Consider the following 23153-nt stretch of genomic DNA (forward strand, 5'->3'; position numbering starts at 1 on the left):
ATATCAAACGTAAATGCGCAACAAAAATTAAACGCACTTGCGTTTGATGGTGGAGGTGAACGGGATCGAACCGATGACCCCCTGCTTGCAAAGCAGGTGCTCTCCCAGCTGAGCTACACCCCCAGATGAATCACACCAATGGTAGGGTGGTGGGTCTGGTTGGGCTCGAACCAACGACCCCCGCCTTATCAAGACGGTGCTCTAACCAGCTGAGCTACAGACCCAGGAGGGCCGCAATGAAACGCCACCAATCACCGCAAATATTGTTGCAGGCTGCCGAGCCGATAAGAGTGAGCGCTTGACCTTCAAGCTATTCCAGAAAGGAGGTGATCCAGCCGCACCTTCCGATACGGCTACCTTGTTACGACTTCACCCCAGTCATGAAGCCTACCGTGGTAATCGCCCTCCTTGCGGTTAGGCTAACTACTTCTGGTAAACCCCACTCCCATGGTGTGACGGGCGGTGTGTACAAGACCCGGGAACGTATTCACCGCGGCAAGCTGATCCGCGATTACTAGCGATTCCGACTTCATGCAGTCGAGTTGCAGACTGCAATCCGGACTACGAACGGTTTTATGGGATTAGCTCCCCCTCGCGGGTTGGCAACCCTCTGTACCGTCCATTGTATGACGTGTGTAGCCCTACCCATAAGGGCCATGATGACTTGACGTCATCCCCACCTTCCTCCGGTTTGTCACCGGCAGTCTCATTAGAGTGCCCTTTCGTAGCAACTAATGACAAGGGTTGCGCTCGTTGCGGGACTTAACCCAACATCTCACGACACGAGCTGACGACAGCCATGCAGCACCTGTGTTCTGGCTCTCTTTCGAGCACTCCTAAATCTCTTCAGGATTCCAGACATGTCAAGGGTAGGTAAGGTTTTTCGCGTTGCATCGAATTAAACCACATCATCCACCGCTTGTGCGGGTCCCCGTCAATTCCTTTGAGTTTTAACCTTGCGGCCGTACTCCCCAGGCGGTCGACTTCACGCGTTAGCTTCGTTACTGAACAGTTTCCCGTCCAACAACTAGTCGACATCGTTTAGGGCGTGGACTACCAGGGTATCTAATCCTGTTTGCTCCCCACGCTTTCGTGCATGAGCGTCAGTACAGGTCCAGGGAGCTGCCTTCGCCATCGGTGTTCCTCCGCATATCTACGCATTTCACTGCTACACGCGGAATTCCACTCCCCTCTACCGTACTCTAGTCGGATAGTCATAAATGCAATTCCTAGGTTGAGCCCAGGGATTTCACATCTATCTTTTCCAACCGCCTGCGCACGCTTTACGCCCAGTAATTCCGATTAACGCTCGCACCCTACGTATTACCGCGGCTGCTGGCACGTAGTTAGCCGGTGCTTATTCTGCAGGTACCGTCATCCATTCGCGGTATTATCGCAAACGATTTCTTTCCTGCCAAAAGTGGTTTACAACCCGAAGGCCTTCTTCCCACACGCGGCATTGCTGGATCAGGCTTTCGCCCATTGTCCAAGATTCCCCACTGCTGCCTCCCGTAGGAGTCTGGGCCGTGTCTCAGTCCCAGTGTGGCTGGTCGTCCTCTCAGACCAGCTACGGATCGTCGCCTTGGTGAGCCTTTACCTCACCAACAAGCTAATCCGACATCGGCCGCTCCATCGACGCAAGGCCTTGCGGTCCCCTGCTTTCACCCGTAGGTCGTATGCGGTATTAGCAACGCTTTCGCGCAGTTATCCCCCATCAATGGGCACGTTCCGATGCATTACTCACCCGTTCGCCACTCGCCACCAGGGTTGCCCCCGTGCTGCCGTTCGACTTGCATGTGTAAGGCATGCCGCTAGCGTTCAATCTGAGCCAGGATCAAACTCTACAGTTCAATCTTGGTGCCAATTAAGGCCAACTCATTCAGGAACTACGGATTTCTCCGTACTTCTTTTATGAGCGTTTAACTCGTATTTTGCAATCCGGTCAAACGCCCACACTTATCGGCTGCTTTTTGTTAATGAACCCGCTTTTGCGGCTGCTGCATTTGCAGCGGAGAATCGATATTCTTGCACAACTTTTATTCCCGAGTCAAGCATAAGGTTTTGTCAGAAACAGAGAACTTCAAACCTTGCTGCCTTGAAACCCGCTCGCAGCTTTGTTGGTTTTTTGAGAACCAGCGAAAAGCAGCAAGAGCGAAATTGTGCACCACGGCCTAGGCCGTGTCAACACCTTTTCGCAACAGAAGTGCCTTGCTCTCTGGCAAGCAGGTGAGCGGGGGCCATGCACGCGTGTCATTCGACTCTCCTCCGCCCGCCTTCCTTGCGGGAGTTTTCCCACGACACTCCGACCTCATCCTCTGTACATCGGGGTCCAAAGCTGTCGCACTTGCTCACTGGCGTGATTGGCTAGGACCGTAACGCTGAGTCCCGGCGCGCACAAGCAGAGCGTTCAGTTCCTTGGCGACGCTGGGCACGGGTCTCAGCTTGCTGTTCAAGCCAGGCTCTTAATGTGTGTGTGTGCGCCTGCCAGGCATGGCTTGGATAGCGCCCGCGCAGTTGCTCCCATAGCTGATTGAGGCCCTCGACATCCTGGTTTTGAGCCAAGCGAGCCCATTTGAGACGCTCAAGTCGCCGGGCAGCAGGTTGGGGGTGAACTGAATGGAATGCGCTGGAAACCGGCAGGCACCGCGTCCGCCAGCGCCTTCACCGCGGTGGTCTTGGCCAGCCCGGGCAGGCCCTCCACCAGCAGGTGGCCGCCGGTGAGCAGGGCGATGACCAGGCGGTCGAGCAGCGCAGCCTGGCCGTCGTCGCCTTGCGCCAACTGCTGGCGCAAGGCGACGACGGCAGCCTGGAAGGGCTCGCCAGCTGCAGGATTCGAGGTTTCAGCTTGCATACGCGTGTCTTGCATACGCGTCATGTCCCCGACGCCTGGCTGGCGGCTGCAGGGTGAAGAAGGAACTGGCCTGCCCGCACTGTTTCGCGGCAAGCGCAGAGATTACGCCATGAGCAGCTCGATCACCCGCCGCATCGCCGCCGTGTCAAAATCGCGCCCGCCCACGGCCTGGCGCACGATGTTGCCGCGTGGGTCGATCAGGTAGCTGGTGGGGATGCCCATTACGCCGAAAGCATGGGCGGCGGCGCTCTTGCTGTCCAGCAACACCGGGAAGGTGGGCGAGGGACTGAGCTGGCCCATGTAGGCGAACACCTGGTTCAGGCTCTCGCCCTGGTCCAGCGCCAGCGCCGCGAATGGCTTGTTCTTGAGCGAGAGATACAGCCGCTCGATCGACGGCATTTCCGCGCGGCAGGGCGGGCACCAGGTCGCCCAGAAATTCACCAGCACCACCTTGCCGCGATAGTCCGACAGGCGGTGCGGCTTGCCGTCGAGGTCGGGAAGCGTGAAGTCGGGGGCCGGGCGCGGCGGCTGCACGATGCTCAGCGCCTGATCGGGCGTCGTGCCGGCCGCCAGCGCGCTACGGCTGGTCAAGGCACCCAGGCCGCAGGCCGCCAGGCTCGTCAGCAGACGCCTGCGTTCAGGGTTGGGCATCGCTGGCGCATTGCGGTCCAGCAAGACGGGCGTGGTGCAGGGTTCCATGTTCTCTCCAGGAGTAGTGCAGGGTGAGGCGCGTGCCGCGCGGCACGTCGAGTGTGGTGAAGCCTTGCGCCCAATCGCCGGGCTGCAGGGTTTGCTGCGCCGGCAGGATGGACCAGTCCGCGCTGATGCCGTCGGGCTTCCAGCGGGCCAGCCAGTCGGTCTTGGTGATCAACGCGTGTTGCCGGCCGCCTGATGTGACGGCACGCCAATCGGCCACGTCGTAGCTGATGGGCACTTTGCCGCGATTGTGGATGAAGGTGCCGAACACGCAGACCCGGGCGATGGCCGCCACTGCCGGCTGCGGATAGCCCATGTTCTCGTAGAACCCGCGCACGCCCTCCGGGCTGAGCTGGATCAGCCGCACGGTGAAGGCATGGCGATGGTTGGCCCAGTTCGGCTGCGCGGCGCTGGCTGCGGCCGCAGGGGTGGAGGCTTGAGTTGGGGCAGACGCTGAAGCGGGTGTGGCGGCGCGGGCGGCGGGCAGGCCGCACAGCGCCGCAAGCAGAAAGCTTGTGCCGATGGATACGTTGCGTCGCATGCTGTCAGCCTCCCGATGCCGCCGTATAGCCCGGAGCCCCCGCCAGCGGCGCAACGCGACGACCGGCCTCCAGACGGATGGCCAGCCAGGCGCCGGTGAAGATCGACGCCAGCCCCAGCATCGAGCCGATGGACAGCACCGACACCCCGCTCAAGCCATGTCCCACGGTGCAGCCCAGGCCGAGCACCGCGCCGCCGCCGGTGAGCACCGCGCCGAACAACTGACGTGCGCCCTCGCGCCAACCGGCCACGCCTTGCGGGCGGAAGTCACGCCGCAGCAGCGCCGCCAGCAAGGCGCCGAGCAGCGCGCCGGCCACCGCCATGACGCCGAAGGTGGTGGTCTGGCTCGATGGGTGCAGCAGGAAATACACCGCATCCGACAGCGGCCCGGCGAAGGTGTAGGACTGCACGCCCAGTCCGTCCGGCGGCTGGCCCATGAACGAGGCGTCTTCGATCGCGCGCTGACCGATGGGCCCGGCGGTGAGGGCGTAGCCCGCAGCCACCACCACGCCGATCAGCACCGCGCCCAGCCACAAGCCCCAGCTTTTGCGCAAGGGCAGCGCCCGCCAGCACAGCACGAGCGCCATGGCCCCGAGGACTAGGCCCAGCACCACATGCGCGCCGGTGCTGCCCAAGCCGAGGACGGTGGCGAGATCCTGGTGCGCCAGGCCGAAACGACGCAGATCGAGCGACCAGCCGTCGATCCACGGCGCGAACCACAGGCCGTAGAGCGAGGTGCGGCTCATGGCGTACGCGGCCAACCCCATCACCGCCAGCACCAGCACGGCCTGCAGGCTGCCCTGGCCCACGCGCACCAGGGTGCGCAGCGGGCAGCCGCGTGCCAGCACCATGCCGGCGCCGAACAGCAGGCCACCCAGCACATAGCGGCCCCACGGCAGTTCAGGCCCGGTGTAAGCCGGGCGGCTGGGGATGAGCGTCTGGCCGAGCGCGAGCTGCAGCAGCGCCACCGCCACCAGCGCCGCGCCGACCGCGACGCCGTAGGCCGCCAGCCGCGTCGGCTTGCGCTCCAGCAGGGTTTCACGCAAGCCGCCCTGCGGGCAAAACCGGGTGGCCTGGGCCGAAGCGCCCAGCACCGCTGCGGCGGCAAAGGCGCCAATGAGCAATTCCGTCATCGCCGTCATGGCATGGTCTCCTCAAAATTTTGTGCGTGCAACCCGCGGCCCCGCTGAGGTTGGATCGAACTCAGACAGTATGCAGGCGTGGATGGGTTTCCTCGGCGCGCAACAACACCCACAGGCCTGAGGCCAGCAGCAGCGCAGCGGTGAACCAGAACGCGGGAGCGATCAGCCCGGCGGCCTGGGCGATGGAACCCAGCATCAATGCACCCAGGGCGTAGCCGGTGTCGCGCCAGTAGCGGTAGGTGCCCAGCGACGAACTGCGCCAGTTCGGATGCGAGATGTCGGCCACGGCGGCAATCAGGTTGGGGTACAGCAGCGCCATGCCCACGCCCATCACCACGGCGGCGGTCAGCCACGCGGCCACACCCATCACCAGAGTGACGGAAGCCACGCCCAGCGCCAGCAGCCACAGCCCGGCGACGATGGTGGGCTTGCGGCCGATGCGGTCCGACAGCGGCCCGGTCCATAACTGCGATGCACCCCACACCAGGCCGTACACCCCGGTGACCCAGCCGATGTCCACCACGCTCAGGCCATGCCCATGCAGATACAGCGGAAACAGCACCCACAGCAGTGTGTCCGCGACCTTGTTGGCCACCCCGGCCTGACACAGCGCCGAGAAGGTGACGTGGCGGAACGAGACGAAGGTGAACACCTGCAGCGAGGTCGGATGCGCGGGCAGGCCTTCGGCGAAGTGCGGCTTGAGACCGGTGTGCTTGCCGTCGGCGTGACGCTTGCTCTCGGCGCGCGCCCAAGACAGGGTCTCGCGCACGAACAGCAGCGCGGTGCCCAGGCCCGCAGCAATCACCAGCAGGGCGAAGCCCAGCAGCGCGGGGCGCGGGCCGTAGAGCGAGGCGAGATAGCCGGTGACGATGCCCGCCAAGCCCACCGAGGCATAGCCCGCGAACTCGTTGATGCCGGTGGCAAGTCCGCGCTGCTCGGCGCGGGTGATGTCCACCTTGCTGGTCACGGTCATGCTCCAGGCGAACCCCTGGTTCACGCCGAGGAACAGATTGGCCACCACCACCCACCACCAGTTGGGTGCGAAATAAATGAGCAGCGGAATGGGGATGGCCGCCAGCCAACCCATCACCAGCACCGGCTTGCGCCCGATGCGCTCGGACAAGCGACCGGCAACGAAATTGAGCATGCCCTTCACCAGCCCGAAGGAGATGACGAAGCTCATCAGGTAGAGGAAGGACGACTTGGGCACGCCGAAATCCTGTCCCGCCACCACCGGCAGCACATTGCGCTCCATGCCGATGACCATGCCGACGAAGGCCACCTGCACGGCCTGCCAGATGAACTGATGCAGGTTGATGCGGATGCCCTGGACATGTTCCTCGGGCGCCGCCGCAGCGGCGGGATGGGTGGTGCCGAGATGGGCGAGCATGGCTGGGCTGGCGGGTGGGTGAGGGGGCGGGCCGCTATGCGGTCGCAAGCTGGCCGGTGTTGACGGCGACGATGCGCTCCATCTCCGCCGGGCGCGGCGGAATCTGTCCGAGCAGCAGCTCGACGAACTCCGCGCGCGGCAGGCCGAGCGCCGGGTTCCAGCGCTTCTCGAAACCGATGGTCGACGAGGGTTTGCCCGACAGCCCCGCGCCACAGGCGCTTCCCGCCTGATGCCCGGGGAAAATCTCCAGCTCGGCGGGCAGCGCCAGCAGCTTGGCGTGCAGGCTGTCGTGCAGCATCGCCGCCATCTCGCGCCCGCGTCCGGCCAGGTCGGGCCGGCCCACCGCGCCGACGAACAAGGTATCGCCCGTGAGGGCGAACCAGGGCGCTTCGCTGCGGCGCCTGTCGCTCACCAGCAGGCAGGCGCTGTCCAGGGTATGGCCGGGCGTGTGCAGCACGCGCACCAGCACATTGCCGACGGCGATGACCTGCTCGTCATGCAAGGCCTCGAAGTCGAACTGCACCAGGTCGCGCGCGTTCTCGTGCAGGCAGTACGGCACGCCGAGGCGTTGCGCCAGCGCGCGTCCGCCCGAAACGTGGTCGGCATGCACATGGGTGTCGATCACATGGGTGATGCTGACTTGCGCCTTCGCCGCCTCGTCGATGAACCACGGCTCATCGCCTTCGACCACATCCACCGCGACCGCCTTGCCCAGCCCGCCGCAGCCGAAAAAATAAGACAGGCTCGCGTCGCGCGTCGCCAGTTGTTTGAAAAACATGAGAAACACCTTTTCAGTTGTCAGAACACCAGGACCTTGTCGGCTTGCCCCGTCCATTGCGCCAGCTCCACCATCGTGGAGCGCCGGCAGCCGGGCATCAACTCCGTGTCTTGCAGGCCGCGCGCATCCATGCAGGTGCCGCACAAAGCCACTTCGCCGCGCTGCGCCACCTTGGCCAGCATGGTTTCGATGTTGTAGTAACCCGCGGGCACCTTCTGCCCGCTCTTGGCGCAGAGCACCGCGTCGGCCATCAGGAACAGGCGCACCTGCCGCTCCGGCTGCACCGCCAGGGTCACCGCCAGGGTCACCGCCAGGCGCAAGGCGTTGTAGCTGCGCTCGGTGCCATAGGGCGGGTCGTTGAGGATGAACAAGATCGTTTGCATCGCGGTCTCCTGCATGCCGGTTGTCGTGGATCAGGCGTCGAGCGAATGCAGCGGCAGTCCGGCAGCCTGCCATTCGGCGACGCCTTCGGCGATCTTGCTGGCGTGGAATCCGCGCCGCACCAGCAGCTTCACCGCGGCGTCGGACATGACGCAGAACGGCCCGCGGCAGTAGGCGACGATGTCCTTGTCGCGCGGCAATTCACGCAGCCGCGCCTCCAGTTCGGGCAGCGGCAGCGAGCGTGCCTCGGGCAGGTGCGCGGTGCGGTATTCGGCCTCGGGGCGCACGTCGATCAGCACCGCCGCGCCGCTGCGCACCTTGTCGAGCAGGGTGTGGCTGCTCTCCAGGGTCAGCCGTTCCGGCCCGGCGAACAGCCGCTGCATCACCACCTGCAGGTCGGCCACATGGGCTTCGGCCACGCTGCGCAGCGCCACCCACAGCGCGGCCACGTCAGCGCCGCTGACACGGTAGATGCGGCTCTTGCCCTCCTGTCGCACCTGCACCAGTTGCGCGCCTTTGAGCACGCGCAAATGCGCGCTGGCGAGCTTGATGTCGATGGCGGCTTCGCGCGCCAGCGCCTCCACCGGCTTTTCACCCTGCGCCAGCAGTTCCAGCAACTCCAGGCGCTTGGGGCTGGATACGGCACGCCCGATACGGGCGACCTGCTCATAGAGGTGGTTCTTGAGTTCGCGGTTTTGCATATTGATCATTCTAACGAATGAACGAATATATGCTACAGGGCAAACCCGAGCCTGCCAACATCACCGCAGGCGCGAGGAGCGGCATGCGCACGGCGCCTGCATCGGCAGCGCGTGTTCCCTGGCGCGGGCCGTCAACGCGGCAAGCGTACGCGCCGAAACGTCGCCAGCAGCGGCAGGGTCGGCCAGCCTGCGCCGAGCATGGCGCCAGCCAGGGTCGGGCCGAGTGCGGCGGCCAGGCTGCGCGGCACGGCGGTGAAGCTGGCGGCGGCTGGGCACTTTCATGCACCCTGGGCAAACGCAGGTGCAGCAGCCACACGCCGACGCCAACCACCGCATACAGCGCGAACATGCCGCGCTGCGCCAGCAGCGGCACTGCGACAAAACCGTCCATCAAGGCACGCCCCAGCAACAGCAGGCGGGCTTGCGGTGCAGTGCCGTCAGGCAGCAGGGGCATCACCATTTCCGCATGAGAAAACGCCGGGCCGCCCCCAAGTTTTCTCATGCCCCTCGGTGGGCATGACGCGAAGCGGCAGATCCGGGGGCACGCTCAAGTCAACGCCGGGCCGCACCAAGTTTCCTTGGCCCCCCACGGGGGGCGGACTGGGCGCAGCCCGGCCCTGGGGGCGGTCAAACCATCAGCGTGTGAACCAGGCCGATGGCGGCGCAAGCCAGCACCACCGTCATGATGCCCGCACGCCCCCGCCACAGCGCGAGCCAGGCGGCCAGCGCCAGCAGCGCATCGAACCACTGAAAGCCACCGGCGAACGGCGCAGTCCCGGCGCCCTGCGGCCAGAACACATGCCAGGCGAAGAACACCGCCAGGTTCAGCACCACACCCACCACGGCCGCCGTGACGCCGGTGAGCGGTGCGGTGAAGCGCAGGTCGTCACGCGTGGCTTCCACCAGCGGGCCACCGGCGAGAATGAACAGGAAGCAGGACAGAAAGGTGAAAAAGGTGGCCACCACGGCGCCCGCCGCGCCCGCCAGCAGCAGCGACTGCGGGCCGAACACCTGGTGCGTCCAGGCGCCGACGAAACCGACGAAGGCCACCACCATGATCAGCGGCCCCGGCGTGGTCTCGCCCAGGCCCAGGCCGTCGATCATCTGCGGACCGGTGAGCCAGTGGAAATGCTCGACCCCGGCTTGGTAGACATAAGGCAGCACGGCATAGGCGCCGCCGAAGGTGACATAGGCGGCCTTGGTGAAGAACAGTCCCATGTCGCGCAGCGTGCCAGCGGGAAGCAGCGCGAAAGCCACGGCCCACAGCGCCAGGAAAATGGCCAGCAACGCGGCCAGGCGCCAGGGCCGGAAGCGGGCGTGCGCGGGCGTCGGCGTGGCGTCGTCGATCAGCGCCGGGCCGTATGCGGCGTGCGCCGCGGCGTGGCCGCCGCCGATCTGGAACTTGCCCGGGATGATGCGTCCGCCGATCCAGCCGACCACCCCGGCGCTCAGCACGATGGCCGGAAACGGCAGGCCCAGCGCGAAAATGGCGATGAAGGCCGCCGCCGCGATCAGCCACAGCGCCCCGTTCTTCAAGGCGCGCGAGCCGATGCGCCAGACTGCGAACGCCACCACCGCCACCACCGCCGGCTTGACCCCGGCGAACACGCCCAGCATCAGCGGCTGGTTGCCGTAGGCCATGTAGACAGCGCTCAGGCCGATGAGGATGAACAGCGAAGGCAGCACGAACAGCACCCCGGCGGCGATGCCGCCGCGCGTGCGGTGCAGCAGCCAGCCCATGTAGATGGCGAGCTGCGTCGCCTCCGGCCCGGGCAGCACCATGCAGTAGTTGAGCGCGTGCAGGAAGCGCCGTTCGGAAATCCAGCGCCTGCGCTCGACCAGCTCCTGGTGCATCACCGCGATCTGCCCGGCCGGGCCGCCGAAGCTGATGAAGCCGAGCTTGAGCCAGAACAGCAGCGCCTCGGTGAAACGCGGGGCGACAGGCGGCGCGAGGGTGGACGGGGGTAGAGGCTGCAGCGCGCTCAAGTCGACCTTGGGTGGGATGCCGAAGCGACCAGCGGAAACGAAACCGACAGGGTCGGGAGCGTGCGGCCGGTCGCTCTTGAAGATTGCGCGCAAACCGATTGCTGCATGCCAGCGCCAGATCTCGGATGCCAGGCCATGAATCCGCCGAGTCTTACAACACCACGGCCACCATCGGATGCGAACTGAGCGCCTGGTACAGGGCGTCGAGCTGGGCGCGGCTGGTGGCGCGGATGGTGCAGGTGCAGCTGAGGTAATTGCCACCGCTGGAGGGGCGCAACTCCATGGTGGCGGGATCGAAGTCGGGAGCGTGCTCGCGCACGAGCGCGGCGATGGTCTCGGCGAAGCCATCGGCGTTGCGCCCCATGATCTTGATGGGGAAATCGCTCGGGTAGACGATCAGGCTGTCGCCATCCAGCTTGACACTGCGCAGGGTTGCGGACATCTTGGTGTTCATGTGGGAGTTGGGGCTGGGCTTGCGCCTGCGCGCGGCACGGCCACTGGTGGTTCGGAATGGGCCGATTGTCCCGCAGATGACGCCGGGCAGCGGACCCTGGCCGTATTACCCCCAACCGCCATGCCGCCAGCGCGTTGTCTGTGGGCGACGCTCCGATTGGGTGCACGCCGAGTGCGCACCGAATGCGCAGGAGACGACCGGCGTGCGCCGCTGCCCTCGGCGGCGACGCGACTTGTCCTGCGAGTTCGGCTGCTAATCGGTCTGCTGCTGCTTTGCGCCTTGATACGCCGCATGCAGCGCGGCATACACCGGCCCGGGCTTGCCCGTGCCCACCTGGCGCTCGTCGAGCGTGGTCACGGCCAGCACTTCCTTGGTGGCGGACGTGAGCAGGATTTCGTCGGCGCAGCGCAACTCCCACTCGGCCACCGGGCGGCGCTCCAGCGGCACGCCGGCGGTGGCGGCGAGGGCGTCCATCAGGCCAACGCGTATGCCCGCAAGCTTGAGGTTGTCCATCGGCGGGCAGGCGAGGCGGCCATGGCGCACCACCCAGACGTTGGACGCCGAGGCTTCGGTGAGCCAGCCGTCGCGCACGAGGATGGTTTCCTGCCCCCCGACTTCAGCCGAAGCCTGCCGCGCCAGCACATTGCCCAGCAGGGCGATGCTCTTGATGTGGGCACGCAGCCAGCGCGTATCGGGCAGGGTGATGCAGGCCGCGCCCTGCCGGCGCAGGCTCTCGGGCACATGCGGGAAGGGGAAGCTGTAGGCGAACACCGTGGGCGGCGTGTCCTTGGGGAAGGCGTGGTCGCGGCGTGCCACGCCGCGCGTGACCTGGATGTAGATGCACTGATCGGCCGGGTCGTTGCCGGCCAGCAGGCGCGCCAGGAGCGCGGCCCACGCCTCGTGCCCGAGCGGATCGCGCATGCCGATTTCGCCCAGCGATCGGCCGAGGCGGGCGATGTGCTCGTCGAAGCGAAACGGCACGCGGCCATAGGCCGGCACCACTTCGTACACGCCGTCGCCGAAGATGAAACCGCGGTCCAGCACCGGCACGCGGGCTTCGTCCAGCGGCAGGTCAACGCCGTTCAGGTGACAGATGGATGGGCGCATAGGTGGTGTGCAGAGTGATACGGACGAACAAGCTATGGGGATATTGAGGCAGCCGGCTCGTAGGCCGGCAGACCCTTCGCGCTGTCCAGCCCTGCGCAGGCATGGCTGGAGCCGCAGCGCCGGTAGGCGGCCGGCTCGTAGGCCGGCAGACCCTTCGCGCTGTCCAGCCCTGCGCAGGCATGGCTGGAGCCGCAGCGCTCAGCGGACCAGACCGCGGCGCGCTGCTTCCAGCGCGGCTTCGGCGCGGGAGGAGATGTCGAGCTTGCGGTAGATCTGCTTCACGTAATCGGCCACGGTGTGGCGCGACAAGCCCAGCTGCAACGCGATTTCCGGCAGGGTGTAGCCCTTGCCGACGCGTTGCAACACCTCGGTTTCGCGCTCGGTGAGAATGACTTCGGGCTCCTCCACCATGCCGTGCCGCGCCCTGGCCTGGGGGCTGAGGTGGTGCGTCAGATCGTGCGGACCGGCCGGCGGCGTGCCGCCCGCGTCGGTCACGCGGCGGCCCCACTTCGTTTCGCCATCGGCTGCGCCCGATGCGTTCGGCGTACCGGCGTGGCCCTTGAGCGCGGCGAAATGCATCAGCATGCGCCGCGCCACCGAGGAGCTGAGCGGCGGCTCGCCTTCCTGGATGCGCCGCAGCTGCGCCACCAGCTCGATTTCCGGCCGGTCTTTCAGCACATAGCCAAAAGCGCCGGCCTGCAGCGCGGGAAACAGATGGTTGTCGTCGTCGAACATGGTGATGACCACGGCGCGCGCCTGCGGCTGGGCGGCGTGCAGCGTGCGCAACACGTCCAGGCCGCTGCCGTCGGGCAGGCCGAAGTCGATGAGCGCCAGTTCGATGGTGCGGCTGCGAATCAGGCTTTCGGCCTGGGCGCGGGTGCTGGCTTCGCACACGGGCAGCTCGGGCAGCACCTAGCTCAGCAGGCGCGCCATGGCGGTGCGCGACTCGGCCAGGTCTTCGACGATCAGGGTGCAGCGTTGGGCTTGGGGCATGTGCTTGAATGGTGGCCTGGGAGCTCGGAGCGCTTACACAAACCGCATTCGAGATTTGTCAACCCGCATTGTAGGGATGATGCCGGCCCGCTCCACATCGCGCGCGCGATGTGTGCGCTGAGGTCAATGTCCCAATCTCAGCGCCAGGCGCTCCACATCGCGCGCGCGATGTGTGCGCGTTCCCCAACATCGGCCCGCCTTGGCCCGCTTGTCGCCCGCATGTCGCACAATTGCGGCCATGTCGCCCAGCGTGGCGACGCCACTTTTGCCAGCTGACATCCTTGATTCTCAAACAGCAGTTCTCGCCTCCCGACAACGTCCGCCTCGCCCATCTCTGCGGGCCACTGGACGAAAATCTGCGGCAAATCGAAATCGCCTTCGATATCGTCATCCGGCACCGCGAGCAGCGCTTCACGCTCGAAGGCACGCGGGCCCGCTCCGCGCAGGCGCTGCTGCAAGCCCTGTGGCTGCGCGCCGACAAGGCGCTGGGGCTGGACGACATTCAGCTCGAACTCACGCAGGCCGCGCAAGGCCAGGAGCCGAACCTGCAGGCCGCGGCCGACGAGCCCGTGCTGCACACCCGCCGCCCCAATCTGCACGGGCGCACGCCGCGCCAGGCCGAGTACATCCGCAGCATCCTCGGCCACGACCTGGCCGTGGGCCTCGGCCCGGCCGGCACCGGCAAGACCTTCCTGGCCGTGGCCTGCGCGGTGGACGCGCTGGAGCGCAATGCGGTGGAGCGCCTGGTGCTGACGCGCCCGGCGGTGGAGGCCGGCGAGCGCCTGGGCTTCCTGCCCGGCGACCTGGCGCAGAAGATCGACCCCTATCTGCGCCCCTTGTACGACGCGCTCTACGACCTGCTGGGTTTCGAGAGCACGCAAAAGCTGTTCGAGCGCGGCACGATCGAGATCGCGCCGCTGGCCTTCATGCGGGGGCGCACGCTGAACAACGCCTTCATCATTCTGGACGAGGCGCAGAACACCACGCCGGAGCAGATGAAGATGTTCCTCACCCGCATCGGCTTCGGCTCGCGCGCCGTCATCACCGGCGACCTGAGCCAGGTGGATTTGCCGCGCGGCGCACTCAGCGGGCTGACCCAGGCCGAGCGCATTCTGCAGGATGTGCGCGGCGTGGCCATCACCCGCTTCACCACGGTGGACGTGGTGCGCCATCCGCTGGTGGCGCGCATCGTAGAGGCTTATGAGCGGGCGGAGAGCCAGGCGCAGGGCGGAGCTGCGGCTGCGCCTGCGCAGCGCAAGCCGGCCCGGCGCGCCAAAACCGCCAACTAAAGCGCAACGGACACATGCAAGCCCTGCGTACCGCCGCTCCGCTGCTGCAGCTGTCGGTGCAATTCGCCAGCGGCACGCACCGCAGCGCGCTGCCCCGCCACAAGCTGCAGCGCTGGGTGCGTGCCGCCTTGCGCTGCGGCCCGGCCAACGCCCGCCTGCGCAAGGCCAAGCCCGCGCCCATCGAACCCGCGCGAATCACGCTGCGCTTCGTCGATGCCGCAGAAGGCCGCGAACTCAACCGCACCTACCGTGGCAAGGACTACGCCACCAATGTGCTGACCTTCGACTACCAGCCCTGGCCGCCCGCTGCCGACATCGTGCTGTGCGACGCCGTGATCGCGCGCGAAGCCACCGAGCAGGGCAAAGACCTGGCCGCCCACTACGCGCACATGGTGGTGCACGGCGTGCTGCACGCGATGGGGTGGGGCCACGAACTGGAAGCCGACGCCGAGCGCATGGAAGCCACCGAGCGCGCGCTGCTGCTGACGCTGGGCATCGCCGATCCCTATGCCTGAGCAACGCCGCACCCTGCCCGATCACCCTGCGCATATCCGCCGCTGGCGGGCGCGCGTGCGCATCCTGCTCGGCGCCATCATCCTGCTCGCCTGCCTCGTCGGCGCGGCTTTCGGCGTCACCGCGCTGCCCTTATTCAACGCCAGCCCGTTCATCCACCGCGCGGGGCAGCCCGGTCTGTTCCTGGCCTGTGTTGGCGGCTGGATCGGCCTGGGCGTCTGGGCCATCTGGAGCGGCCGGCGCCGCTTGTCGGAAGGAACCCGGCCCTGAAACCGAACCTTGCTGCCGCGCGCTGGCGCGGCCTGTCCGCCGCCCTGCTGGCCCTGTGGCTTGGCCTGGCGCTGGCGCAGACCTTCGGGCGGCCCAAGTTCGGCGCTTTCTCCATCCTCATTCTGGCCATCTTCATCGCCCTGCTGTGGCGCGCACCGGCAAGCACGGCCATCGCCCGCGCCAAACGCGGCGCCTGGCTCGGGCTGCTGTTCGGCATCGGCTGGTTCGCCGGTGGGCTGTGGTGGCTGTACATCAGCATGGCGGTGTATGGCGGCATGCCGGCGCTGCTGGCGGGCGGGGCCGTGCTGCTGTTTTCAGCCTACCTCGCCATCTACCCGGCCTTGGCCTGCGCCCTGGCAGCGGCGCTGGCGCCGCCGGCCTCGCGCGAACCGTGGCACGCCGCACGCGGCGCCGGCGCGGCGCTGGCACTGGCCGCCGCCTGGACCCTGGCGGAAGTGCTGCGCGGCACGGTGTTCACCGGCTTTCCTTGGGCTGCGCTGGGCTATGCGCAGGTGGGTAACCCGCTGGCGGGCTACGCCCCCCTGCTCGGCATGTACGGGGTGGACTTCGCCGCCGCGCTGGCCGCCGCCCTGCTGGCGCTGCTCACCCAGGTGAGCGTGCGCGGCGCGGCGCTGGCGGTGGCGCTGCTGGTGCTGCTGACCGCGGCCGGCCAGCAGCTGACCCACCAGCGCTGGACCCAGCCGATCGGCCAGCCCATCAGCGTGGCGCTGCTGCAAGGCAATGTGCCGCAGAGCGAGAAGTTCCAGCCCGAGCGCCTGGGGCCGACGCTGAACATGTACGGCGACTGGCTCTCCAGCCTGCGCGCCGACCTCATCGTCACCCCCGAAACCGGTGTGCCGGTGCTGCCCGAGGACCTGCCGCCGCACTACCTGAGCGCCATCACCGCGGCTCTCAAGGCGCACCACGCCCAGGCGCTGCTGGGCATTCCGCTGACACGCGGCGCCGACCAGTACACCAACAGCATCCTCGGCCTCGGCGCCCCGGCCCCCTACCGCTATGACAAGGCGCATCTGGTGCCCTTCGGCGAATTCATTCCCTATGGTTTCCATTGGTTCGTGCGGCTGATGAACATGCCGCTGGGCGACTTCGCCCGCGGCACGCTGGACCAGCCGCCCTTCGTCGTGCACGGCGACAAGGTGGCGCCCACCATCTGCTACGAAGACCTGTTCGGCGAGCAGCTCGCGCAGCGCTTTCGCAACCCGGCGCATGCGCCCAACATCATCGCCAACCTCACCAATCTGGCCTGGTTCGGCGACACCATCGTGATTCCGCAGCATCTGGAAATCGCCCGCATGCGCTCGCTCGAATTCCAGCTCCCCACCATCCGCGCCACCAACACCGGCGCCACCGCCATCATCGGCGCCGACGGCCGCGTGCTGGCCATGCTGCAGCCCTTCACCGTGGGCGTGCTCGCCGGCCGGGTGCAAGGCTATGCCGGCACCACGCCCTTCGCCTGGATGGCCTCGCGCTGGAGCTACGCGCCCATCGTGCTGCTGTGCCTGCTGGCGCTTGGCGTGGCAACTCTGCTGGCACGCAAACGCATGCCGTGAAGTCGGCGCCAGGGGGCCGATCAAGCCCGTGGCTGACGGCAACGGCTTTCTTGTACAGCTTCCTACAATCTGCCGGTTTCCTGGTGCTTCCCATGCTCACCTTCCAACACCTCATCCTCACGCTGCAAAACTATTGGGCGAACCAGGGCTGTGCCCTGCTGCAGCCCTACGACATGGAAGTGGGCGCGGGCACCAGCCACACCGCCACGTTCCTGCGCGCCATCGGCCCCGAACCGTGGAAGGCCGCCTACGTGCAGCCCAGCCGCCGGCCGAAGGACGGCCGCTACGGCGACAACCCCAATCGCCTGCAGCACTATTACCAGTACCAGGTGGTGCTCAAGCCCGCGCCGGAGAACATTCTGGAGTTGTACCTCGGCAGCCTGGAGGCGCTGGGCTTCGACCTGAAGCAAAACGACATCCGCTTCGTCGAGGACGATTGGGAGAACCCCACCCTCGGCGCCTGGGGCCTGGGTTGGGAGGTGTGGCTCAACGGCATGGAAGTCACACAGTTCACCTACTTTCAGCAGGTCGGCGGCCTGGAATGCAAGCCCATCACCGGCGAAATCACCTATGGCCTGGAGCGCCTCGCCATGTATCTGCAGGGCGTGCAAAGCGTGTACGACCTGGTGTGGACCGAAACCGAAGTGGCTGGAAGATCGACAGCCCCCGCGAGCCCGCTGGCGGGCTCCGCCCCACAAGGGGGTGAGAACACCCTGGGGCGGCCCGGCGGTGTTCTCGCTCGAACCCTGCTGAAGTACGGCGACGTGTTCCACCAGAACGAGGTCGAGCAGAGCACCTACAACTTCGAGCACAGCGACGTGGACTTCCTGCTGCTCGCCTTCGGCGCGCATGAAAAGCAGGCCAAGGCGCTGATGACGGCGCAGCTGGCGCTGCCCGCTTACGAGCAGGTGCTCAAGTGCGCGCACAGCTTCAACCTGCTGGACGCACGTGGCGCCATTTCCGTCACCGAGCGCGCCGCTTACATCGGCCGCATCCGCAACCTGGCGCGCGGCGTGGCGCAGGAATATCTCGACAGCCGCGCCCGCCTGGGCTTTCCCATGGCGCCGAAAGCCTGGGCCGACGAGGTGATCGCGCAACTGGCGCAGAAAAAAGCGGCCTGATGGCCAGCATCCGCCTGATCGACCACCTAGTATGTAGATACGCGTATCTACATTGAACGCGTCACCTTGGAGCAGCGCCATGGAATTGCACATCGCCAAATGGGGCAACAGCCTCGCCCTGCGCCTGCCGGCCAAGCTGGCGCGCGAACTCGGCGTGGCCGAAGGCAGCAGCCTGAGCACCCAGGAACTGGGGCAGCGCCTGCTGGCTCTGCAGGAGAAGGACGCGCAGGGTGTGACCCAAACCCGCAAAGCTCTGGTCGATGCCTTGCGCGAACTGCACCAGCGCATGCCCATGACCCGCCCGGTGAGCAAGGACGAACTGAGCCGCTACTGATGACACTCCCGCCCCAAGCCCGGCGCATCTATGTGGACAGCAGCGTCTGGATCGCCCTGCTGGCACGCGAACCCAGCGCACAGCGGCTCGCGGATTGGATCGAGGTGCAATCCGGCGCGCTGCTCACCGCCTTGTGGACCCGGGCAGAACTGGCCAGCGCGCTGAGCATCAAGAGCCGGCGCGGCGAATTCCAGCCCGAACTCACCGCCGACTTGTTGCAGCGCTACGCGCAATGGACACGGGCCGGAGTGCAGATGCTGCCGGTGGACAGCCAGGATTTCACGGATGCCGCGGCCCTGTGCGCGGATGCCCATACCAAGTTGCGCGCGGGGGATGCCCTGCACCTGGTTGTCGCGCGTCGCAGCGGCGCCACCCATTTGCTGACCCTGGATCTCGACATGCAACGCAACGCCCCCGCGCTGGGGCTGGACTGGATTGACCTTGATGCCTGACGCTTCCAACCTCCTCGTCGAACTCTTCACCGAAGAACTCCCGCCCAAAGCCCTGCCGCTGCTCGGCCGCGCCTTTGCCGAGTGCCTGGCCGCCGCGCTGCGCGCCCAAGGGCTAGCCGCTGCCGACAGCATCGTCACCCCCTACGCCAGCCCGCGCCGCCTGGCCGCGCACATCACCGGCGTGTGCCCGAAGGCGGCGGACAAGGCCGTGGCGCAAAAGCTCATGCCCGCCTCCGTCGGCCTCGACGCCCGCGGCGCCCCCACCCCCGCGCTGCTGAAAAAACTCGGCGCCCTCGGGCTGGACGCCGCTGCCGTGCCACGACTGCGCCGCGAAGGCGAAGGCAAGGCCGAGACCCTGTTCATCGACACCGTCGCCGCAGGCAGCACCCTGGCCGCTGGCCTGCAAACAGCGTTGAACGAGGCGCTGGCCAAACTGCCCATCCCCAAGGTCATGGCCTACCAGTTGCTGGATGGCTGGAGCACGGTGAAGTTCGTCCGTCCCGCTCATGGCTTGGTGGCGCTGCACGGCGCCAACGTGGTGCCGGTCGAGGCGCTGGGCCTGCAGTCCGGGCGCAGCACCCACGGCCACCGCTTCGAGGCGCTGATCGACCCCATCGTGCTACCCAACGCCGACAGCTATGCCACCACGCTGCGCGAGCAAGGCGCAGTCATTGCCAGCTTCGAGGAGCGCCGCGCCGAGATCGAGCGCCAATTGCAAGCCGCAGCACAGCAGGCGGGCGCGGACCTGCGCCCGATCGACGACGCCGCGCTCCTCGACGAAGTCACCGCCCTGGTCGAGCGCCCCAACGTGCTGCTTTGCCAGTTCGACCGCGCCTTCCTCGACGTGCCGCAGGAGTGCCTGATCCTGACGATGAAGGCCAACCAGAAATACTTTCCGCTGCTCGACGCCGCGGGCAAGCTGACCAACCAGTTTCTGGTGGTGAGCAATATCCGCCCCGCCGACCCCAGCGCCGTGATCGAAGGCAACGAACGCGTGGTGCGCCCGCGCCTGGCCGACGCCCAGTTCTTCTTCAACCAGGACCGCAAACGCACGCTGGAAAGCCGCGTGCCGGGGCTGGGCAAGGTGGTGTATCACGCCAGGCTGGGGTCGCAGGGCGAGCGGGTGCAGCGGGTGCGGGCGATCGCGCGCAGCATTGCGATGCACATCGTGTTACCGCCCGATCCTGAATTCGTTGACCGTGCCGCACTTCTGGCCAAGGCTGATTTGCTCACCGACATGGTGGGCGAATTCCCGGAGCTGCAAGGCATCATGGGCCGTTATTACGCCTTGCATGACGGCGCAAATCCACTGGTGGCCGAGGCCATCGAAGACCACTACAAACCGCGCTTCGCCGGTGACGTCCTACCGCGCAGCGATGTGGGGTTTGCCGTGGCGCTGGCTGACAAGGCCGAAACACTGGTCGGCTTGTTTGGCGTCGGCGAGAAGCCCAGCGGTGACAAGGACCCCTTCGCGCTGCGCCGGCACGCGCTTGGGGTCATCCGCATGCTGATGGATCGCGGCGACGGCATCGAGCTCACCATCTTTCTCAGCGAGGCCAGCGAGGCTTTCGCTCAAGTACCCAGCTTTTCCGATCCCGGCGCGGCTCTGCAGGAGTTCATCTTCGACCGCTTTGCTAACCTGCTGCGCGAGCAAGGTTGGGTCGCGCAGGAAGTCGACGCCGTGTTGGCGCTCAAGCCCCAGATCCTTGCCCAAGTTCCGAGACGCCTGACGGCCGTGCGCGCCTTCTCCGCCTTACCCGAAGCCGAAGCGTTGGCAGCAGCGAACAAGCGTGTGAGCAACATTCTGAAGAAATCCGAGGGCGTCAAGGATGGCAGCGGCCTTGTGGACGGCAAGTTGTTGGTTGAGCCCGCCGAGATCGCGCTGGTGCAGGCGCTCACCGCCATCAATCCGCAAACCGAGGCCGCTTACACGCAAGGCGACTACACCGTCGCGCTCAAGCTTCTGGCCGGGCTCAAAGCCCCAATCGACGCCTTCTTCGACACCGTGATGGTCAACGCCAACGACCCCGGCTTGCGCGCCAACCGCCTGGCGTTGTTGGCGCGGCTGCAGGCGGCGATGAACCGCGTGGCCGACCTGTCGCGCCTTGCGGCTTGAACATCTGCGGGACAATGGCGCCATGAAACTCATCATCCTCGACCGCGACGGCGTCATCAACGAAGACCGCGACGACTTCATCAAGTCGCCCGACGAATGGGTGCCCATTGCGGGCAGCCTGGACGCCATCGCGCGGCTGCACCGCGAGGGCTGGCGCGTGGTGGTGGCGAGCAACCAGTCGGGCATTGGCCGGGGGCTGTTCGACATGGCCACGCTCAACGCCATTCACCTCAAGATGAACAAGGCGCTGGCGGCGGCGGGCGGGCGCATCGACGCCATCTTTTTCTGCCCGCACGCGCCCGAAGACCACTGCCATTGCCGCAAGCCCAAGCCCGGCATGCTCCAGGACATCGCCAAGCGCTACGGGCTCGACGACCTGTCCGGCGTGCCCGCCGTGGGCGACACGCTGCGCGACCTGCAAGCCGCACAGCCGCTGGGCTGCAGCCTGCATCTGGTGCGCAGCGGCAAGGGCGAGCGCACGCTGGCGAGCGAAACCCTGCCCGAGGATGCGCTGGCGCACGACAACCTGGCCGCCTTCGCCACCTGGCTGCTGGCGGAACCGGTGAAGGTCGCGGCATGACGCTGCCAGCCCCCGCAGACGCGCACCCGCCCGCGCCGCCGACACCCCAGCAACCGCAGACGCCGCAGCAACCCGCCAGCCCGGCGCAGTCTCCCATCACCTTCACGCTCTGGCTGCGCTCGGCGGCCTACATGGCCTGGCTGATCGTCACGGTCATTCCCATCGGCACGGCTGCGGTGCTCATGTCCATCGCCGTGCGCGGCACGCCGCTGTACCGCCTGTGCATGGTCTGGGTGAAACTGTCGCTCTGGGGTGCGCGCGTCATTTGCGGCATGCAGCCACGCGTGCAGGGCATGGAGCATTTGCCCGACGGCCCGCTCATCCTGCTGGTCAAACACCAGTCCGCCTGGGAAACCTTGGCGCTGCCGGTGATGATGCCGCGGCCCTTGAGTTTCGTCTTCAAGCGCGAACTGCTCTACGTGCCCTTTTTCGGCTGGGCGCTGGGCCGGCTGGACATGGTGCACATCGACCGCGGCCGTCCCACGGAGGCCTTCTCCAGGGTGGGAAAACAGGGCGCCGCGCTGTTGGAGCGCGGCAACTGGATCATCATGTTTCCCGAAGGCACGCGCACCGAGCGCGGCACCCAGGGCAAGTACCGACTCGGCGGCACCAAGCTGGCGGTGGCCACCGGCGCGCCGGTGGTGCCCATTGCCGTGACCTCCGCACGCTGCTGGCCGCGCCAGGCCTTCATCAAGCGCCCGGGCATCATCGACCTGTCCATCGGCAAGCCCATTGCCTCGGTGGGCCGCACCCCGGCCGACCTGATGGCCGAAGTGGAAACCTGGATCGAGGCCGAGATGCGCCGGCTCGACCCGCAGGCCTACGCCACAAGCGTGCAACAAAGCTGACCCGCATGCAGAACAAGACCGAGCCCAGCCGCCAACTCAGCCTGTTCGAAGGGGTGGATCTGGCCATTCTCGCCATCGAGCCCCCCAGCATCCAGCCGCCCGCCACACGGCCGCCGCTGCCGCGCCCCGACCCGCTACGGCCGCGCCCTTCGGGTGAAGTGCCCGCGCCGCTGGCAACACCCCTCGCACCGGCTGCGGCGCCACCTCTCGCATCCCAGCCGGCGCCGCCGTCCGCACCGCCCCGCATCGCGCCACCGCAAGAGCCGACACCGCCGACGACGCGGCGCTACGACGACGGCACGCACCGCTTCGACTACACCTTGCGCCGCGCCAGCCGCCGCTCCATCGGCATTCGCATCGACGACCAGGGCATCGTCGTCAGCGCCCCGCGCTGGGTGGCCTTGGGACAGGTGCAGAGCGCGCTGGCCGACAAAGCCGCCTGGGTGGTGCGCCAGCATGGCCTGCGCGAGCAGCGCCACCGCGCGCAACAAGCCACGCGCATCGACTGGCGCGAAGGCGGCCGCCTGCCCTACCTTGGCCGCACCCTCACCCTGCGTCTGGGCGCCGACGGCAGCACCGCGCGCCTGCAGGACGACGCCGGCGAACTGCATCTCCCGCTGCCTGCCGACAGCGACGCCCGCCGCGTGCGCGACACCGCCCAGGCCTGGCTGCAGCGCGAAGCCATGGCCCTGTTCCAGCAGCGCACCGCGCATTTCGCGCAACGACTCGGCGTGGCGGTGCGCGCCATCAAACTCACCTCGGCCTCCACCCGCTGGGGCAGCGCCACCGCCTGCGGCACGCTGCGCCTGCACTGGCGCCTGCTGCATTTCTCGCCCGCCATCGTCGATTACGTCGTCGCCCACGAAGTGGCGCACCTGCGCGAAATGAACCACGGCCCGCGCTTCTGGCAAACCGTGGGCGAGCTGTTCCCCGAGTGGCAAACCGCCCGCAGCGAACTGCGGCACAGCCTGCTGCCCCCCTGGGAGTGAGGTTGCGGCGGCGCCCAAGCCGCCGGTTCAACCGTCATCCAACCAGGCCTT

23 protein-coding genes, 2 tRNA genes, 1 rRNA gene and 1 pseudogene are annotated in these 23153 nt (G+C 66.9%); 11 read left to right on the forward strand and 16 right to left on the reverse strand.

The window, feature by feature from the left end; translation table 11 throughout:
- Positions 1-47: 47 nt before the first annotated feature.
- The 16 genes and pseudogenes from THIX_RS20690 to THIX_RS24710 all read right to left on the reverse strand — a co-directional run bounded on the left by THIX_RS20690 (position 48) and on the right by THIX_RS24710 (position 12920).
- Positions 48-123, reverse strand: a tRNA-Ala gene (locus THIX_RS20690).
- Positions 124-147: 24 nt separating this feature from the next.
- Positions 148-224, reverse strand: a tRNA-Ile gene (locus THIX_RS20695).
- Positions 225-319: 95 nt separating this feature from the next.
- Positions 320-1850, reverse strand: a 16S ribosomal RNA gene (locus THIX_RS20700).
- A 731-nt stretch (positions 1851-2581) separates the two neighbouring features.
- Positions 2582-2875 carry an AAA family ATPase gene (locus THIX_RS20705; protein ID WP_371412966.1) on the reverse strand — a complete coding sequence of 98 codons (294 nt, stop codon included), beginning with the start codon at positions 2873-2875 and terminating at the stop codon, positions 2582-2584.
- A 78-nt stretch (positions 2876-2953) separates the two neighbouring features.
- On the reverse strand, positions 2954-3502 hold the full coding sequence (locus tag THIX_RS20710; RefSeq protein ID WP_233224663.1) for a TlpA family protein disulfide reductase: 549 nt from the start codon (positions 3500-3502) through the stop codon (positions 2954-2956).
- Positions 3489-4088 carry a hypothetical protein gene (locus tag THIX_RS20715; RefSeq protein WP_199195340.1) on the reverse strand — a complete coding sequence of 200 codons (600 nt, stop codon included), beginning with the start codon at positions 4086-4088 and terminating at the stop codon, positions 3489-3491. The genes THIX_RS20710 and THIX_RS20715 overlap by 14 nt, the downstream gene beginning before the upstream one ends.
- A gap of 4 nt (positions 4089-4092) precedes the next feature.
- Complete coding sequence (locus THIX_RS20720; protein ID WP_112487724.1) at positions 4093-5229, reverse strand: YeeE/YedE family protein; 1137 nt, start codon at positions 5227-5229, stop codon at positions 4093-4095.
- Between the two features lie 61 nt (positions 5230-5290).
- Positions 5291-6619 carry an MFS transporter gene (locus tag THIX_RS20725; protein ID WP_112487725.1) on the reverse strand — a complete coding sequence of 443 codons (1329 nt, stop codon included), beginning with the start codon at positions 6617-6619 and terminating at the stop codon, positions 5291-5293.
- A 34-nt stretch (positions 6620-6653) separates the two neighbouring features.
- Positions 6654-7397: an MBL fold metallo-hydrolase gene (locus THIX_RS20730; protein WP_112487726.1), complete on the reverse strand. Its 744-nt coding sequence runs from the start codon at positions 7395-7397 to the stop codon at positions 6654-6656.
- A 20-nt stretch (positions 7398-7417) separates the two neighbouring features.
- A complete protein-coding gene (locus THIX_RS20735; RefSeq protein ID WP_112488525.1) occupies positions 7418-7780 on the reverse strand; it encodes a DsrE/DsrF/TusD sulfur relay family protein in 363 nt (120 codons plus the stop codon).
- A 30-nt stretch (positions 7781-7810) separates the two neighbouring features.
- A complete protein-coding gene (locus THIX_RS20740) occupies positions 7811-8479 on the reverse strand; it encodes a metalloregulator ArsR/SmtB family transcription factor (protein ID WP_112488526.1) in 669 nt (222 codons plus the stop codon).
- Between the two features lie 131 nt (positions 8480-8610).
- A pseudogene (locus THIX_RS25015) lies at positions 8611-8751 on the reverse strand (MFS transporter); the annotation flags it as partial.
- A 355-nt stretch (positions 8752-9106) separates the two neighbouring features.
- Positions 9107-10483: a chromate efflux transporter gene (chrA, locus tag THIX_RS20750; protein WP_371413024.1), complete on the reverse strand. Its 1377-nt coding sequence runs from the start codon at positions 10481-10483 to the stop codon at positions 9107-9109.
- A gap of 133 nt (positions 10484-10616) precedes the next feature.
- On the reverse strand, positions 10617-10907 hold the full coding sequence (locus THIX_RS20755; RefSeq protein WP_112488356.1) for a YbeD family protein: 291 nt from the start codon (positions 10905-10907) through the stop codon (positions 10617-10619).
- A 264-nt stretch (positions 10908-11171) separates the two neighbouring features.
- Positions 11172-12026, reverse strand: a complete 855-nt coding sequence (locus THIX_RS20760) for an aminotransferase class IV (RefSeq protein WP_112487727.1) — start codon at positions 12024-12026, stop codon at positions 11172-11174.
- Positions 12027-12224: 198 nt separating this feature from the next.
- Complete coding sequence (locus THIX_RS24710; protein ID WP_305798546.1) at positions 12225-12920, reverse strand: response regulator transcription factor; 696 nt, start codon at positions 12918-12920, stop codon at positions 12225-12227.
- 380 nt (positions 12921-13300) lie between these two features.
- Here THIX_RS24710 and THIX_RS20775 point away from each other — a divergent pair, with 380 nt between their 5' ends.
- The 11 genes from THIX_RS20775 (at position 13301) to THIX_RS20825 (ending at position 23102) form a co-directional block, all read left to right on the forward strand.
- Positions 13301-14308, forward strand: a complete 1008-nt coding sequence (locus THIX_RS20775; protein WP_112487728.1) for a PhoH family protein — start codon at positions 13301-13303, stop codon at positions 14306-14308.
- Positions 14309-14322: 14 nt separating this feature from the next.
- A complete protein-coding gene (ybeY, locus tag THIX_RS20780) occupies positions 14323-14823 on the forward strand; it encodes an rRNA maturation RNase YbeY (protein WP_112487729.1) in 501 nt (166 codons plus the stop codon).
- A complete protein-coding gene (locus tag THIX_RS20785; RefSeq protein ID WP_112487730.1) occupies positions 14816-15091 on the forward strand; it encodes a hypothetical protein in 276 nt (91 codons plus the stop codon). The genes ybeY and THIX_RS20785 overlap by 8 nt, the downstream gene beginning before the upstream one ends.
- Before the next feature lie 32 nt (positions 15092-15123).
- Positions 15124-16662 (forward strand): apolipoprotein N-acyltransferase, encoded by a 1539-nt coding sequence (gene lnt, locus THIX_RS20790; RefSeq protein WP_371413025.1) that lies wholly within the window; start codon positions 15124-15126, stop codon positions 16660-16662.
- Positions 16663-16754: 92 nt separating this feature from the next.
- Positions 16755-17783 carry a glycine--tRNA ligase subunit alpha gene (gene glyQ / locus THIX_RS20795; RefSeq protein ID WP_112487732.1) on the forward strand — a complete coding sequence of 343 codons (1029 nt, stop codon included), beginning with the start codon at positions 16755-16757 and terminating at the stop codon, positions 17781-17783.
- Positions 17784-17862: 79 nt separating this feature from the next.
- Entirely contained in the window at positions 17863-18117 is a 255-nt protein-coding gene (locus THIX_RS20800) for an AbrB/MazE/SpoVT family DNA-binding domain-containing protein (protein WP_199195341.1), read from the forward strand.
- Positions 18117-18569, forward strand: coding sequence for a type II toxin-antitoxin system VapC family toxin (locus THIX_RS23635; RefSeq protein ID WP_158540970.1), 453 nt, complete (start codon positions 18117-18119; stop codon positions 18567-18569). Before THIX_RS20800 ends, THIX_RS23635 begins: the two co-directional genes overlap by 1 nt.
- Positions 18562-20685, forward strand: coding sequence for a glycine--tRNA ligase subunit beta (gene glyS, locus THIX_RS20810; RefSeq protein ID WP_112488529.1), 2124 nt, complete (start codon positions 18562-18564; stop codon positions 20683-20685). The genes THIX_RS23635 and glyS overlap by 8 nt, the downstream gene beginning before the upstream one ends.
- Before the next feature lie 22 nt (positions 20686-20707).
- Positions 20708-21265 carry a D-glycero-beta-D-manno-heptose 1,7-bisphosphate 7-phosphatase gene (gmhB, locus tag THIX_RS20815; protein WP_112487734.1) on the forward strand — a complete coding sequence of 186 codons (558 nt, stop codon included), beginning with the start codon at positions 20708-20710 and terminating at the stop codon, positions 21263-21265.
- Between the two features lie 131 nt (positions 21266-21396).
- Positions 21397-22113, forward strand: a complete 717-nt coding sequence (locus tag THIX_RS20820) for a 1-acyl-sn-glycerol-3-phosphate acyltransferase (protein ID WP_233224781.1) — start codon at positions 21397-21399, stop codon at positions 22111-22113.
- Positions 22114-22118: 5 nt separating this feature from the next.
- Positions 22119-23102 carry a M48 family metallopeptidase gene (locus tag THIX_RS20825; protein WP_112487736.1) on the forward strand — a complete coding sequence of 328 codons (984 nt, stop codon included), beginning with the start codon at positions 22119-22121 and terminating at the stop codon, positions 23100-23102.
- Positions 23103-23153: the final 51 nt, after the last annotated feature.

Origin of the sequence: Thiomonas sp. X19 (genome assembly GCF_900089495.1) — a bacterium.
In the GTDB taxonomy this organism is placed as follows: Bacteria; Pseudomonadota; Gammaproteobacteria; order Burkholderiales; family Burkholderiaceae_C; genus Thiomonas_A.